Source organism: Streptomyces sp. NPDC053076 (assembly GCF_044546845.1).
Taxonomy (GTDB): Bacteria; Actinomycetota; Actinomycetes; order Streptomycetales; family Streptomycetaceae; genus Streptomyces.
Window position 1 is genome coordinate 1 of record NZ_JBITZL010000009.1, and the last position, 14,200, is coordinate 14,200.

General features: G+C 66.8%; 12 protein-coding genes and 4 pseudogenes. 8 read left to right on the forward strand and 8 right to left on the reverse strand.

Annotated features, from left to right (window positions below; translation table 11 throughout):
* Positions 1–273: 273 nt before the first annotated feature.
* The 3 genes from ACIGYR_RS30825 to ACIGYR_RS30835 form a co-directional block, all read right to left on the reverse strand.
* Positions 274–567, reverse strand: coding sequence for a hypothetical protein (locus ACIGYR_RS30825; protein WP_399606344.1), 294 nt, complete (start codon positions 565–567; stop codon positions 274–276).
* 586 nt (positions 568–1,153) lie between these two features.
* On the reverse strand, positions 1,154–1,435 hold the full coding sequence (locus ACIGYR_RS30830; RefSeq protein ID WP_399606341.1) for a hypothetical protein: 282 nt from the start codon (positions 1,433–1,435) through the stop codon (positions 1,154–1,156).
* A gap of 140 nt (positions 1,436–1,575) precedes the next feature.
* On the reverse strand, positions 1,576–2,145 hold the full coding sequence (locus ACIGYR_RS30835) for a MepB family protein (RefSeq protein ID WP_399606338.1): 570 nt from the start codon (positions 2,143–2,145) through the stop codon (positions 1,576–1,578).
* 118 nt (positions 2,146–2,263) lie between these two features.
* On the opposite strand from ACIGYR_RS30835, the gene ACIGYR_RS30840 reads away from it, so the two are divergent.
* Positions 2,264–3,157, forward strand: coding sequence for an IS982 family transposase (locus ACIGYR_RS30840; RefSeq protein WP_399606337.1), 894 nt, complete (start codon positions 2,264–2,266; stop codon positions 3,155–3,157).
* 276 nt (positions 3,158–3,433) lie between these two features.
* Here ACIGYR_RS30840 and ACIGYR_RS30845 read toward each other — a convergent pair whose 3' ends face one another.
* Positions 3,434–3,979: a hypothetical protein gene (locus tag ACIGYR_RS30845; RefSeq protein WP_399606335.1), complete on the reverse strand. Its 546-nt coding sequence runs from the start codon at positions 3,977–3,979 to the stop codon at positions 3,434–3,436.
* Positions 3,980–4,399: 420 nt separating this feature from the next.
* On the opposite strand from ACIGYR_RS30845, the gene ACIGYR_RS30850 reads away from it, so the two are divergent.
* From ACIGYR_RS30850 to ACIGYR_RS30865, 4 genes and pseudogenes are all read left to right on the forward strand, one after another.
* Positions 4,400–4,864: a hypothetical protein gene (locus ACIGYR_RS30850; RefSeq protein WP_400014360.1), complete on the forward strand. Its 465-nt coding sequence runs from the start codon at positions 4,400–4,402 to the stop codon at positions 4,862–4,864.
* An 829-nt stretch (positions 4,865–5,693) separates the two neighbouring features.
* The gene (locus ACIGYR_RS30855) at positions 5,694–6,200 is read left to right on the forward strand and encodes a hypothetical protein (protein WP_399606329.1); all 507 of its coding nucleotides are present in this window, start codon (positions 5,694–5,696) and stop codon (positions 6,198–6,200) included.
* A gap of 338 nt (positions 6,201–6,538) precedes the next feature.
* Complete coding sequence (locus ACIGYR_RS30860) at positions 6,539–6,838, forward strand: hypothetical protein (protein ID WP_399606327.1); 300 nt, start codon at positions 6,539–6,541, stop codon at positions 6,836–6,838.
* A gap of 393 nt (positions 6,839–7,231) precedes the next feature.
* A pseudogene (locus ACIGYR_RS30865) lies at positions 7,232–7,752 on the forward strand (IS5 family transposase); the annotation flags it as partial.
* 9 nt (positions 7,753–7,761) lie between these two features.
* Here ACIGYR_RS30865 and ACIGYR_RS30870 read toward each other — a convergent pair.
* Both ACIGYR_RS30870 and ACIGYR_RS30875 read right to left on the reverse strand, forming a co-directional pair.
* Positions 7,762–7,890, reverse strand: a complete 129-nt coding sequence (locus ACIGYR_RS30870) for a hypothetical protein (RefSeq protein WP_399606326.1) — start codon at positions 7,888–7,890, stop codon at positions 7,762–7,764.
* A 23-nt stretch (positions 7,891–7,913) separates the two neighbouring features.
* Complete coding sequence (locus tag ACIGYR_RS30875; RefSeq protein ID WP_399606324.1) at positions 7,914–9,074, reverse strand: vanadium-dependent haloperoxidase; 1,161 nt, start codon at positions 9,072–9,074, stop codon at positions 7,914–7,916.
* 279 nt (positions 9,075–9,353) lie between these two features.
* Between ACIGYR_RS30875 and ACIGYR_RS30880 the strand changes: the two are divergent.
* A pseudogene (locus ACIGYR_RS30880) lies at positions 9,354–9,598 on the forward strand (DUF4291 family protein); the annotation flags it as partial.
* On the opposite strand, the pseudogene ACIGYR_RS30885 reads toward ACIGYR_RS30880, so the two are convergent.
* Positions 9,538–9,726 (reverse strand): annotated as a pseudogene (locus ACIGYR_RS30885) (oxidoreductase); the annotation flags it as partial. The pseudogenes ACIGYR_RS30880 and ACIGYR_RS30885 overlap by 61 nt on opposite strands.
* A gap of 693 nt (positions 9,727–10,419) precedes the next feature.
* Between ACIGYR_RS30885 and ACIGYR_RS30890 the strand changes: the two are divergent.
* Both ACIGYR_RS30890 and ACIGYR_RS30895 read left to right on the forward strand, forming a co-directional pair.
* Positions 10,420–10,641 (forward strand): CarD family transcriptional regulator, encoded by a 222-nt coding sequence (locus ACIGYR_RS30890; RefSeq protein WP_391846835.1) that lies wholly within the window; start codon positions 10,420–10,422, stop codon positions 10,639–10,641.
* A gap of 1,395 nt (positions 10,642–12,036) precedes the next feature.
* Positions 12,037–12,793 (forward strand): annotated as a pseudogene (locus ACIGYR_RS30895) (slipin family protein); the annotation flags it as partial.
* 12 nt (positions 12,794–12,805) lie between these two features.
* Here the strand turns inward: ACIGYR_RS30895 and ACIGYR_RS30900 are convergent.
* Entirely contained in the window at positions 12,806–14,161 is a 1,356-nt protein-coding gene (locus ACIGYR_RS30900; RefSeq protein WP_399606321.1) for an MFS transporter, read from the reverse strand.
* Positions 14,162–14,200 lie beyond the last annotated feature (39 nt).

The following is a 14,200-nucleotide window of genomic DNA, read 5'->3' on the forward strand; positions in this document are numbered from 1 at the left end:
GCCGGCTGACACCCGTCGAATTCGAGACCGTCATGACCACACCGGCCCTCCAGGCCGCGTGACCGAACCTGTCACCTGAACCTGCACCAGACCCGACACCCCCGGCCACCAACCCGACGGACCTCTGCGACCTCCCCACCCGTAGGTGCAGATCAGGGTAGCCGGACTACCATCTGCCGAGTTGTGGTATCGCACCACTAGGGCCCGGGCGCTCGCTGACGAGAACAGCGAACTTCCGGGCCCTACTGGCTCACAAAGCGTGGCGCCTACGGATCAATCATCCGTTTGGCTGTCGGCTGGATCATCTGGATCGTCGCCGCCCCACTCGATGGTGATCTTGATTTTCTTCGCGGCGCCCCGTGGTGCGTGAATAACGACGCCGTCCGGGGTCTCCGGCTGCACCTCACGACGTTGGGGCTGAAGCGCCGGCCGAAGCTCGGGCTCCCGCAGGGGTTCAGGGCGGAAAAAGATAATCCATCCCTTGATCAGCCGCATCATCTCAGTACCTACAATGAGCGGGTGACAGTAATGCAGCAGCACGAATGCCACCATTTGCAGCAACTCCACGATGTCCCTTTCAGCACCACGCACCGCATCGCCTTGTGCGATACGGATAACCGGAAGCAAACTTCCGATCCGAGGACCTCGCGGTCGATGGATCGTTTCGATTGCTGTTGCACGTAGAGGTCGAGACCTCTCGGCGGTAGACCTTCGGTCGTCTGTGTTCCGCTGTGCGGCTCAGCACAGGTCCGCGCTGTGCGGCCTTGCGCTACGACCGGGTCTTCCGGCACACCCCGTACGACGGAGGCTCCGTCACGGGGTGCAGTGGTGTCTGTTCGTCAGCTCTCCTTTCGTCAGTCGACAGGGACTTCTGTCATTTCCTTTCAGTGATCTTGCACCGATAGGATCTGGCGCTCACCGGGAACACGTGGGTTGGGCCGACACCGCACTAGGTGCGGCGCTGTGGGATCTCCACTGCATCCAGATTGCCAGAACGCCAACCGAACGCAAATCCCGGGGGCCTTGGAGAGCTGTGATGTGCGGCACCCATTTTGTGAAGCGGGTGACGTAATGGAACTTCGGTATCAATGACCTGCGTTGATGTATTTGATCTTCCGCTCAGGGGGCGCACGACGATGCCGTGCGCCCCCATTCATCGGCCTAGACGCAGCGCTCTGCCCATGAAGTCGCTGGCCTGCATGCCGGGATGACGGACCAACTTGGTGAACACCACGTCGCCGCCTACCTCGAACCGCAGGTACCTCCTGTTACAGGGCCGAATCAGGTGGGGACGGGTGCCGTCCAGCATCAGGCGCACCTTGAGGTGGTCACAGCGCACGATTCCCTGGAGGCCGCGCGGCCCCTCCACGATGTGCGTGCTGATGTAGTCGCCCATGCTGCCTGGGGCCTCCGCCGCCTCGGCGATGCGGGCCACCCGGGTACGACGACGGCAGCATCGACTGCTGGACCACCTACGGCGGCGACCTGTACGAGGCGCTACGTGGCCCCCTAGACGAGTCATTCCGAATGATCAGAGGTCGTAGGCGATCGTGTCACCCCGGCCGGGCGTGCGTCCTATGGGTGGTACAGCTCTTGGGCGCGGGCGGAATCGATGGGTCGGTCCTGGGGCAGGTGTAGGAAGTAGTCCAGTTGCCACGCCTGCGCAGTGCCGGCTTGGCGGTTGGTGGTGGTCACCCAGGGCGGGTAGACGCGGAAGGCTCGTTTCCCACCGGAGCCGTCTGCTGATGCGACACCGTGTTGGCAGAGCGCGTCCATAGGAAAGATGAACTGGCCGAAGTGATGATGGTCGCGGGTGCTGACGACGAAGAGGTCGACGGGGTCGGTGGCGTCGAAAGGCTGGATGGGCCCGCCCGGGGACCTCTTCCATACGGTGACGAACTGTCCGACCTTGGTCGGGGTCGTCTTGGCTGCGCGGAATCGGATGGCGAGTCCGTCAACGGTGAAGGCGTGGGCGGCGTATGCGGCACTCTCGGTTTCTGGGGCCGGCTGCGAGCAGGTGAACCCGCAGGGGTCGTAGACGAGCGCTTTCGCCGCGAGGAGATCTCTGTGGGCCGGGGTGGTGTCCGACCACGGTTCGAATCCGGTGGGGTGGAGATCGGGTGAGTGCCCGCGGTTCGTCGCCATTCGTTCACCCTGTCACGAATGCTGGAACGGTCGCCGACCGAACTGGCGGTGCAGCTCTCGTTGACATTCGCATGCTGATGGTGTCCGGGAACGCAGACAGGGCATCCAAGATCGTTGTGTGACGAGCAACCTGGACGCCCTGCTGACCGCACTGTACGTGACGATCGACGACGAGATCGGAGGCACCCGATGGCTGGGCCGACCGCCGCGGCTGACGGACTCCGAGCTCGTCTGCCTCGCCGTCGCGCAGGCGCTGCTGGGCTTCACTTCGGAGTCGCGGTGGCTGCGGTTCGTAGACTCCCGCTTGGGTGCAATGTTCCCGTACGTGCCCAGGCAGCCTGGCTGGAACAAGCGGCTGAGGGACGCGTTGCCGCTGGTCAAGAAGACCATACGGCTCTTGGCCGCCGACACGGACTTCTGGTTCGACAACCATTGGATCGTCGACTCCACGCCGGTGGAATGCGGTCGCTCGCGTCCGACCGTGAAGCGGTCGGACATGGCCGGCTGGGCCGGGTACGGGTACTGCGCCAGCCACAGCCGGTTCTTCTGGGGCCTTCGCCTGTTCCTGGTATGCACCCCGACCGGGATGCCCATCCTGTGGGCTCTTGCCAACCCGAAGATCGACGAACGCGAGGTACTGACCGCGATGCTCGACCGCGAACCGGAGACGGTCACGGACCGGCCGGGGCTGCTGGTGATCTCCGACAAGGGTTTCGCCTCCACGGAGTTCGAGGCCGATCTGGCCTTGCGGGGTGTCGAGTTGTTGCGGCCGTCGTTCAAGCGCGAGAACAAACGCAAGGGCGAGAGCCTCCTGAAATCAGTGCGACAGTTGATCGAGTCGGTCAACGACACCCTCAAGGGCCAGCTCGACCTGGAACAGCACGGCGGCCGGACCTTCGAAGGCGTCGCAGCCCGCGTCGCCCAGCGCGTCCTCGCGATGGCCGCCGCGATCTGGCACAACCACAAGACCGGCCAGCCGGTCACACGCTCCCTCATCGCCTACGACCACTGATCACATCGGAATGACTCGTCTAGGAGCCTGCTCCGCGTGCGAGGCCGCGCTGAGTGTCTGACTTCCTGAGAACCACGACGCACAACCGCGAACGGCCGCGAACATTAGCGGACCATCAGGGCAGATGACAGGCGCAACAGCCCAAGGGCAGCGATCATCCTGAGTTACTTCGAGACGAAAGGTCGGTCCCTGAGGCCACGGCATCACGACGGCGTGCTGGTCCTCGGCGGTTACAGCACGCTGCTCGAGCAACTACAAAGTTGAGTGCGGCCATGCTCACCCTGTGCCGTCGTCTAGTAGCGCTTCTGCAGCTTGACGACGGAAGCCGCTCATGTCGTCTTCGATCGTCCGAGTCGACTCCAAGAAAGTACCTACCGTTTCAGCGTCGAATTCGACGGATGGCGCTGACCGTTCGAGGTGACTGGCTCCGTCCTTGACGAAGGTCAAAAGATCGAGCGCCTTCTCTTTGACGGCCGTTGCATGCTGAAGAACCTCAACTGGGCTATTCAGTACAACCTCGCGCCATGCGCTATCGAGAGATCGGTACAACTCTTCGCTGCGGCTGACTAGCCCAGGCGTGAACAGATGTAGCGGTACGCCCGATAGACGATGGAAGTTGACCACCATCTCCTCCACCGGCCCGGCCGCTGCGAGGAAACCGCGGTAGGCGGTCCGGCGTACCTCACGCACGTCCCGGCGATGTTCAGCACGTACGGTGATCCGAGTTCCCGCGCGCTGCGACCAACCGGTGACAACGGATGCGAGCAGGGTGCTGACAGCCCCTGTGACGGCCCCGAGGACGGCCGCTAGACCTGCATCCAAGGGTCCTCCTGGGCCGCCAGGATCCTGCTGTACAGCAGCCGAGTACAGCAACCTCAGCAACCAGCCGCAACCCGTAGCGTCCCATTGAGGCCGAAGCGCGACCTGTATGACGCTCTCCGACCGATCTCTGTAGAGCTACGGATCAGAAGGTCCCGTGCCACACCCGTGCCAGATCTAGCGGGGAGCCACGGGGAACGGCAGTGGCCGGCGGGTGACTGCCCCTTGATCCGCCCATGTGGACAGTTCGCAGGTCAGAGCAGCAGCCGCCCCACCTCGCTCCTAAAGCGGTGTTGTACCAGCGGGCTCGCCCCGCACTGCCTCGTCTGCCGGCGCACGAGACGGACTAGAAGGTGAGTACCCCGTCGGGTACGCGCCCTACCATGCGGAGTCGCGGCCTCATAGCTTGGCAGCATGGGATGGTTGACGCTGATCAGCACGTTGAGCGGCGGCGTGCTTGGCGTTGGCTCAACGCTGGTCGTAGAAGCAGTGCGAACGAAACGAGACCAACGGCTCCGGCACGCAGAACTGCGGCGGACTGCGTACGTCCGGTACCTCACTGCACTGACCGAGGCTGAAACCGCATTACAAACACTCGCGTTGAGCCGCCCCACGCCGATCGCTAGTAGCGATGTGGTGGAGGCATTTCGCTCGACCGGCGTGATAGCGGCCAGGTACGAACTGTTTCTCGTGGCACCTCCTGGCGTCTACGACGCCGCACGCGACGCCTACGACCTCCTGAGAGCGGTGCGAGTCGCGATCGCCACGACTAACCTCGAGGTAGGTGATGATTCCGCCGAGTGGCAGGCGCTCCACCACCCGTACGACACCGCCTTGCGGCATCTCCGCGCCGCCATGCGGGACTCACTAGGAGCTAGCTTCGAGTAGGTCTGCACTCGATGCGATGGCGCCTTGCCAGGACGGCCTGTGATCGACGTCCGTCTCAGTTCCCGTCTCATTCAGCCCCGTTCACGGCCGTTCAGACCAGGCCCGAAGCCGTGCCGACACCGGAGGCCAGCCGCACATGAACCCAGGTGAACGCCCCCGCACGCAGCCCCCCGTCCCGCCACCACAGTTGGAAAGCGTGCACAACAAGGAGATGCGCCGGATGTACTGACCGCGTACGCCTGAGGGCCGGGTGCCGCCAGCCATGCGCCCTCCCCTACGTCTGCACGGTCACGCACGCTGGGCGTCGACAGGTGAGCCGGACTACCGGGGGGGGTGGACGGTGGGCGAGTGGAAGCAAGGGAAGTGCGGTTGGCCAACGGCAATCGGCACTCGTTGCCAGAACAAGACAGTGAAGGGCACATCGCGCTGCTACCTCCACCAAGGTGACTGGACGAAGCGCGGCCAGGCCGAGCTGAAGAAGAGGGCGAGCAAGCGCCGCAAGAAGTGAGCTGCAGCCGCGGGGTGAGTGTCTAATTGCGTGACAACGCCGACGAACATCGGCGGACGAGCGCGAACGTCTGTGGACCATCAGCGCAGGTGAGACGCGCAGCAGCCCAAGACAGCACACCCCTGCCAGTTGCTTCGGGACGAAGAGGTCCTTGCGGATGTGCCTCCCAAGGAGGGTCCCGGCATGGACCACCCGGACAGCCCTTCACCACAGGCGGGCAGGGCGGTTCGGGCAGCTGGGGGGGCACGGAGCCCCATGCCTGAAGTTCCGCCAGCACACGCCACCTACCCCACAGCTCGATGAAGTGCTGTACTGCGAGGCATGGGGGACGTCTGGGAAGCTGTCAGTGCCGTGAGTGCCGGGGTCGGGACCTTATTCGTGATCGCCGCCTCCTTCTTCGCCTACTCGCAGATCAAGGAGGCACGTCTTTCACGCCATGTGCAACTCCTCCTCTCATTCCAGGAGAAATATCACGCACCCGCCGCTCGCCACTTTCGGCACCGTCTCATAAGTGGCGAGTTCGGATCACCTGAAACGTTTGACCCCTCTCGTATGAGCAGTGAAGATTTCCATGCTTTCTGGCAACTTCATGATCAGCTCGAATTGCTGGGGGTTCTGGTCGAGCAAAGACTACTGGCCTTTGATCTCATACTGGCTTGTTTCCATCGTTCTCCGCCGCAGGTCTGGGCCGCCATCGAGCCATACATCGTGGAGCGGCGCAATCACGCCTCTCCCCTTGAAGGTCGACATTTCGAGCGGCTTGTCCAGCGCTACAAAAGCTCACGCCTACTCCAAACCGAGTACTGGGATCACCAGAACGTCCTGTGATAGGGCCAACAGGCATGCTCAGAGGTACGCCATGCTCCCCGCATTGATGCCCTCCGGGTCAATCAGGGCCCCTGGTGCCAGCGAGCACGCGGCTACACGTTCTGACATCCACGAGTGACATCAACAACGCCGGACGTCAGCGCTCCTGGGCGGTCCGGCGTGGCGACTGCGGCCGGGGGCTTCCCCTCCAGTGTCGAGAAGCGATCGAACTCCGAAAGCGGGTGTCGCAGGTTCGAATCCTGCCGGGGGCACCAGGTCTGACCAGCGCGTTTACCTCTCTGAGGTAGGCGCGCTGTTCGCCGTAGCCATGGCATCATCCATGAATAGGTTCCAGGGCCATGGCGAACACCAAGAACAAGCGACGTCAGCGCGGCAGCATCCGTCCCAACGGGGCCGGCTTCCAGGTCCGGGTCGACGCCGGGCGTGACCCGCTCACGAAGAAGGACATCTACCTCCACGAGCAGGCCGAGACGGAGACCGAGGCGGAGAAGGCCCGCACCAGACTCCTGCACCAGGTCGACGAGAAGCGCCACCCCGAGACGCAGGTGACTATGTCGTTTCTGCTCGACCGGTGGCCAGGCGTCGCGGAGCTCGACGAGACGTCGTACGAACGGGCCGAGGGCATCATCCGCAATTAGCTCAAGTCCACGTTCGGCGACCTCAAGGCGGGCAAGCTGACCGCGGAGATGCCGGAGCTCTTCTACGCCCGCCTCCGCCAGTGCCAAGAGCGGTGCGAAGGCCGACGCAACGGCAAGACCGACCCCAAGACGAAGCAGAAGCACGTCTGCGAGCCACTCGCCGCGAACTCCGTCCGCAAGATTCACTTCATCCTGCGCCCGGCGCTCAACCGGGGCCTGCGCCGGGGCTACGTGACGACGAACGTGGCGGCCCTCGCCGAGCCGCCATCCCAACCCAAACCGAACCCCGACCTGCCCACTCCCGAAGAGGCAGCCCTCGTTCTGAACACTGCCTGGCAGAGAGGGGTCCATCACGGCCGCAGGGCGGCGTCCGGCGCCGGCACGGGGATCGTGAGGGGAGATCTGGACTGGTCGCGTTGCGCGATCGACTCGGACAACATGCGGGCCTTGAAAGGGGGGCCTGACAGGTCCGAATCCTGTGGACCGGGGCAAGAAGGGCTCGAAGATCCATTTCGATCACCGAGCGAACCGGTGTACCCCTCTCGATCGGGATCTCCGGCGCGAACCTGCACGACAGTCAGGCGCTCGAGCCACTGGTGCGCGGCATCCCGACGATCCGCTCCCGCCGCGGCCCGCGCAGACGACGGCCGGCCAAGCTGCACGCGGACAAAGGCTACGACTATGACCACCTGCGCCGATGGCTGCGAAAGCGAAGTATCCGGCACCGCATCGCCCGCAAGGGCATCCAGTCCTCCACCCGGCTGGGCCGGCATCGCTGGACGATCGAGCGCACGATGTCCTGGCTGGGCGGCTGCCGCCGTTTGCACCGCCGCTACGAACGCAAGGCCGAACACTTCCTGGCCTTCACGGCCATCGGCTGCAGCCTCATCTGCTACCGCAGATTCACCAAATGAGACGACGTCTCAGGCGGTGTCGTCGCCGCACTCCGGCTCGGCGAGACTGTCCTGCCGAGCCGCTCGGGTCGGCAGGGACGGCTGGGTGCCGTCCTTGGCGACCGGCTGGAAGTAGTGGTCCAGCGCCCAGGCGGCCACGCGGGTGCCGGCCCGGCAGCCGACTACGTCCGCCGTGCGGGAGTGGACGCCGCCCCACACACGCGCGTCGACGACGCCCGGTTGAGGTCGTCGGCGGACCCGTAGAACCGCGTGGTGCCGGTGACCTCGGAGGGGACGTAGAGGTCGATGTGCGAGGTGCGGAGGACGCCGGTCAGGGCGCGTGCCACGGCGGCGGCGACGGTCGTATGGCCGGCGATGTAGTCCGGGTGTGGCGGGGTGAGGAGCAGCGGCTCCCAGGCCGGGTCCGCCGTCGTCGCGGGGTTGCCGTCGGTGTCGGCGAGGCGGATGGCGGTGATCGGCCGCCAGGTGCCGTAGTGGAGCTTGGCGTCCCATGCCGTGACGACGGCGTCGGTCGCCGACGCGTTCACCGCGGCGAACAGCCGGGCCGTCTCGGCGATGCCGAGCCGGTGCCGGGCGGCGTGGTCCCGTACGGCGACCTGGACCTGTTCGACCAGGTTGCCGCTGAAGAAGAGGGCGGTCTCGGTCTGCTGCGCGCTCCTGCCCGAGCCGGTCTTCACGCCCATGGTCTTCAGCTCCTGGACATCCTCGGCGTAGGCGGCCGAGGAGAGGGCGGGTGGTCCGCCGGGCCGGAACTGCTGCGGGGAGGTGAGCAGGAGGGGGCGGAGCCTGGCGAGCCAGGTGTCGATGAAGGGCTGGAACGCGGGCGGGGTGGGCCGCCAGACCCCCGGCGCCGGGGAAGCGGTGAACGGAACGTCCGCGAACCTTCCGTCCCCTTCCCGGAGTTCGATGATGCGGGCGGCGGCGCGCTTCCCGTAGTCCACGCCCTGGTCTCTGGTATGACCGGCCGGAAGAGCGGCGAGCGAGTCCGCGTAGGCGGTGTCGAGCCGCTCCTTGAAGGCGGGGAAGTAGGTGAGCAGCATGTCGTGGGCCGCGGTGGCGGCGGCCGCCGCGGAGGATGCCTTGGCCGGACCGCGCTCGTGCCATTTGTACAGGGCGTAGCCGCCTTCGATCCCCACCACGGCGTTGTACACGGCGACGGAGACGAATCCCTCCCAGATCGCTGTCTGCCCGGAGGGGCGTGGGCCGAGGCTGGTCTTGATCGTGTCGGTGGCGATGGCGTTCCACTCGCGGACCACGGCTGCCGGGTCCGCCGCGGTCCGGGTGTGGGCGTCGGGGGGACTTTTCGCGGCGGTGAGCGTCACGAGGGCGATCGCCGCGACGGCACAGATGAATCCCCGGACACGTGAACGCGCAGGAGCGGGAAGAGGGGGCTCTTGGTACACAGCGTGCTCCCTAGAGTTGAGTGCCCAAGGCATAGCAACGGCCTACTGGGTGAGCAAGACAACTCGCCGCAAACCGGGCAGGTTCAAGGCGCCCTCGAACACCTCACCGCCCGCTGTGCGGAGATCACCGCTGGACAGCCCCTGCATCCGCCCCGGGCCCCGGCGAACCGCTCTGCCCTTGTTCCCCGAGAGCTCCACGCCACCTGGAAACGCCAGTTGAGCGGCCTCCAGCTCGAGTCCAGTGGGACCCGGAACGTGACCTACACCTGCAACCGCTTCCTCACCGCTCGCTGCAGCTCGGTCTCACAGGAGAAGCCGCGCGCCGCTACGCGGATGAGTGGACGGTCGCCCTCACTGACATCACCCCACTTGCGCACACCGTTCACGACCACATACGGGACGGGGACCTGACTGCAGCACGACGCCTCCTGAGCAGGCGGTCCATGTGGCTCATGGCCTCGCGCCGGGTGTCCTGGACGACGGGGGTGCGGACGTCCATGGTGATGCTGATCCGGGAGTGCCCGAGGGTCTCCATCACGACGCGGGGCGCGACTCCGGCCGCGGTAAGGATGGATGATCCGCTCATGCGCGTGCGACGAGAGGTCCGTTGGGTCTTGTGGGGGCTGTGGGTTGCGTGTCTGGTGTTCTCCGTCTGTTTCTTGACCTGGTTCTTCGCGGAGGCGATCACGCTGTTCCGGGAAGCCGAGTCCTGGTGACACGGACGGGGTGGTGGCCGGTTCGACCGGGATGGCGGAAGCCGCGGATCATCACTGCAATGGCGGCTTCCGCTCTCGCCGCGCTGCCCGCCGTCTGGTGATGGCGGGCCGGATGCCGGTGACCGTAACCCGCTCGTGTGCAGCAGCCCCGTACCGCGACCACAGCAATCCCCCGTCGGTGCCGTCCCGCCGGAGCCGCGAAGCCACCGGAATGACCACCGCCGGCGACGCGACGGGGTGGGGTGGCTGTAGCTGGTGGGGGGACTGAGGTTGGTGGGGTTGCGGGGGCGGATGTGGGTCTGATCGGGGCGCGCTTGCCGTCGTAGCCCGGGTGGCGCCGGCCGTCTTTTGCTGTCGGCGGCCCACGCTCGTATGCCAGACGTGCCCGATGCAGTCGTTCGCCGTGGTCGGTGAAAAAGACCTTACGGTCGAGTTTCGGCCCAGCGCGTCTCGAAACCGCAGGTCAGGGGCGTGGGGTGGTGGGTGCCGTCAGGATCTGTGCCGACGGCCACAGCGAACGGGTTCCCCGTGGGCTCATACTGAGGAGGATGACAAAGCCTGCTGCACCGAAGCGTCATTTGCCCACCAGCCCCTTCAAGGCCCCGGTCACTCCGACTCCCAAGCATTTTGCCGTGGGCGACCAGGTCACACACGACACGCACGGCCTCGGCCGGGTGATCGGCATCGAAGAAGGAATCGCCGTGCTCGTCGATTTCGGCTCAGCGCAGATGCGGATCTTGAGCCCGTACGCCAAGATGACCAAGCTGTAGAACCGTCGTGCCCGGTCACGGCACACCAGGGCCCTTCGGGGACCTGTAACGAAAGAGAGACCTGCCATCGAACCGACGTCGTTGTTCTCCGCTCCGGAAGGGCAAACCCGCTGTTCCACCGCGGCATCGCCCCCTCCGGCGACAAACCCCTTCCAGGCCCCGGACTTCGGGGAAGACGAGACGTACCTGATCGAGGATGCGCAAGAGGCCGCCTCGGGCACGCAGGCGGCGTGATCCACGGCCGCTCCACTCCGCGTGTGCGGTGGTTTCGGCAGCCGGCCGCAGGTCGTCTCTGCCCACCGTGTCCGCCGGGTCCGCCGCGTCCGTGAAGGGACCCCGGCGAGCATGCCCAGGACGGCGGGCTGGTCGGCGGAGGTGAGGCCGACAGCGGCCGGGTACGGCGGCGGACATGGTGGCCACGACGAAGATGACCGTGGCCTCGTGGAAGATGACCGTGGCCGCGGTGAGGGCGAGGCGCACGGTGTCCGTGGTGCCTGCCCTCGGACGGCGGATCACGTCACGGGCGTGCCACCCCGCGCGGGCGTGCCACCCGCGCGCCACCACCTCGTCAGTCGCGCTGTCAGTCGCGCAGGTCTCCCAGCCGGCGCAGAGCGCTCAGGCTCGGCAGGAAGCAGTACTCACCCCCTCGGGTGACGACGGACCGGGGCAGCGGGGCAAGGCGTCTCCGCAAGGCCGCCGGGGAATGGTGAAGCCGACCTCCCCGTCAGCGGACCCGACGACGGGGTCCCTGGTGTCGCTCGACCCGAAGAAGACGCCGTCGTTCATCCACTCCGACTGGACGAACTCGAACTGCCGTCCCAGGTGGGCGCCGATGAACGCGAACATCAGACCGCGGTCCGCTCCGTCGTCCTCCAACGACCCCTCGGGCAGCAGCGAACCGTATGCGCCAGCGGCCCGTCATCTTCGCCGCGATCAGTTCCTCGTCCTCGGCCCCGGTGGAGTCGTCCCGCAGGTAGCGCCTGAACTCGGCCCACGTTCTGGTGGAGTTTGCGGAAGACCGCGTAACTGCCCTGCGCCCCGGCACGGTCGGCTGCGGTGTCTGGACGCCTCCGACCTCGTCACGGCAGCCGAGGACGAACTCACCGCCCTTCAGGGCACCTCCAGCTGGTTGGACCTGCGCTCTGGCGCGAGCGGCCATCCAGTGGCCGGGACGCATCCATCTTCCCGTCCCCTCAGCGAACGCGCCTGCCGAGCAGGAGGAGAGCGGCGTGCCCTGGTCGCGTTCGTGCCCAAAGGGGCGGCGGATGCCGTTCGGGGCCCGTGATGCCAACGGCCGCCGGTTTCTTTACGTTTCCCTGATGCGTCGGCCGGATCCGCCGGGTCTCCTCCCGGTGTCCTCCCCGGTGTCCGGTTCGCGTCGGAGAGGGGAGTGCCATGGAAGGCACTGTCGTGGCAGTGGTGATCGTCGGCCTTCTGTTGCTCGTGCTGAGGAGCGGGATGCGGGTCGTCAATCAGGTGGAGCGCGGGGTGGTGTTCCGGTTGGGCAGGGCGCTGCCCAGACACCGACAGCCGGGCATCACCTTCCTCATCCCGTTCGCCGACCGGATGCGCAAGGTGAACGTGCAGGTCGTGACCATGCCGGTGCCCACCCAGGAGGGCATCACCCGGGACAACGTGTCGGTGAAGGTCGACGCCGTCGTCTACTTCCGGGTCACCGATCCGGTGCGCGCGGCCATCGAGGTGCAGGACTACGTCTTCGCCGTCGGGCAGGTCGCCCAGTCCTCCCTGCGCTCCATCATCGGCAAGAGCGATCTGGACGATCTGCTGAGTGACCGGGAGCGGCTGCACGAGGGGCTGGCGCTGATGATCGACAGCCCGGCCGCGGGATGGGGCATCCACATCGACCGGGTGGAGATCAAGGACGTACAGCTGCCCGAGTCGCTGAAGCGGTCCATGTCGCGGCAGGCCGAGGCGGAGCGTGAGCGGCGGGCCCGGGTGATCACCGCCGACGGTGAGTTCCAGGCCGCCCAGCAGCTCGCCAACGCCTCGCGGATCATGTCGGACACGCCGGAGGCCATGCAGCTGCGCCTGCTCCAGACCGTCGTCGAGGTGGCCGCCGAGAAGAACTCCACCCTGGTGATGCCGTTCCCCGTCGAACTGCTGCGGTACTTCGACCGGGCGGTGCAGAAGATCGACGGCGAGATCAGGACGGGGAGCGTTCCGGCGCAGGCTCGAGCAGATCAGCAGGCTCAGCAAGATCAGCAGCCACAGCGCGCTCAGCAGAGTGAGCAGCCTCAGCGGAGTGAGCAGGCTCAGCAGGGCGAGCAGGGTCAGCGGAGTGACCAGGCTCAGCAAAGTGAGCAGGCTCTACCGGATCAGCCCGCTCAGCAGAAGGTCGCGTCGGCGGCCGACGGGCAGCCGTAGCCAGCGCCAGCGTGACGCACACCGAGCCCGCCGCCATCGCGGTCATCGCCGCGGCGGGCGAGGTGAACTGGGCCACCGCACCGGCCACCGCCGCGCTCACGCCCTGCAGGCTCATCATGCCGCACGCATGCAACCCCAGGGCGTGTCCGGCGAGTTCGTCGGGGGTCAGTTCCATCAGGCGTTCCTGCTGGACGAGGCTCGCCCCGAAGCCGACGGAGGCGACCGTCACACAGGCCGCGGCGACGGTCACCGGCGGGTGGGCGCAGAACGCCAGGAACGGCGTCGCCAGCAGGAGCAGCAGCGGGGTGGCCAGACGCGCGCGTACGGCGGCGGGAAGCAGCCGGCCGACCGTCACGTCCCCGGCGAACATGCCGAGCGCCCCGCAGGCGAACAGGGTGCCGGCCGCGTGGGGGGCGTACGACACGTAGAGGGACTCGCAGCCCACGACCATGCCGTTGGGCAGCCACAGGCCCAGGTAGGTGAGACGGCGCGGCCGGGACGACCACAGCAGGGCGTTGGTGCGCCAGGTCACCGACGGGGAGGTGCGGCCCGCGGCCCGGGGCGGGCGCGTGGTCAGCCCCAGGCGCAGGACCAGCGCGGCGGTCAGGTACAGGGCCGCCGCGAGGAGCAGGCAGGTGTGCGGGGAGAGGGCGGTCAGCAGGGCGCCGCCGGTGGCGAACCCGGTGATCTGCATCAGGCCGCCCATCATGTTGAACAGTGAGCGCCCCGTCAGATAGCCCTCCTTGGCGAGGATCTCGTTCAGCAGCCCCCAGCGGACCCCGCCGCCGAGGGAGGCGACCAGGCCCAGGGTGAGGACGACGGCGAAGACCGCGCCGACCGGCAGCCCGGGCAACGCCTGCAGGGCCGTACCGGCCGCGAAGGCCAGCGCGATCGCCGGCAGGGCCGTACGCGGGGGCAGCCGGTCGGCGCCGGAGAGCAGGAAGGTCGCGCCCAGCACCTGGGCGAGCGACGGTCCGAACATGCTCACCGCCGACAGCAGCGGGGAGCCGGTCGCCCGGAACACGAGCGTGCCGAGGGCGAGTCCGCCGACGGTCTGCGCGGCGGTCTGTGCGGCCGAGCCAAGGAAGAGGGGGGTGAACTCGGGGGTGCGGAGGAGGGTTCGGTAGTCGGCCATGTCCGAGAGTCTGGGCGGCCCGGCGCGGGGTCGTTATTG

Excerpts from the sequence above, each read along its gene's own strand:
- ACIGYR_RS30835 (WP_399606338.1), bottom strand. The coding sequence starts at position 2,145 with ATGGCGACGAACCGCGGGCACTCACCCGATCTCCACCCCACCGGATTC.
- ACIGYR_RS30855 (WP_399606329.1), top strand. The coding sequence starts at position 5,694 with ATGGGGGACGTCTGGGAAGCTGTCAGTGCCGTGAGTGCCGGGGTCGGG.
- ACIGYR_RS30860 (WP_399606327.1), top strand. The coding sequence starts at position 6,539 with ATGGCGAACACCAAGAACAAGCGACGTCAGCGCGGCAGCATCCGTCCC.
- ACIGYR_RS30890 (WP_391846835.1), top strand. The coding sequence starts at position 10,420 with ATGACAAAGCCTGCTGCACCGAAGCGTCATTTGCCCACCAGCCCCTTC.
- ACIGYR_RS30900 (WP_399606321.1), bottom strand. The coding sequence starts at position 14,161 with ATGGCCGACTACCGAACCCTCCTCCGCACCCCCGAGTTCACCCCCCTC.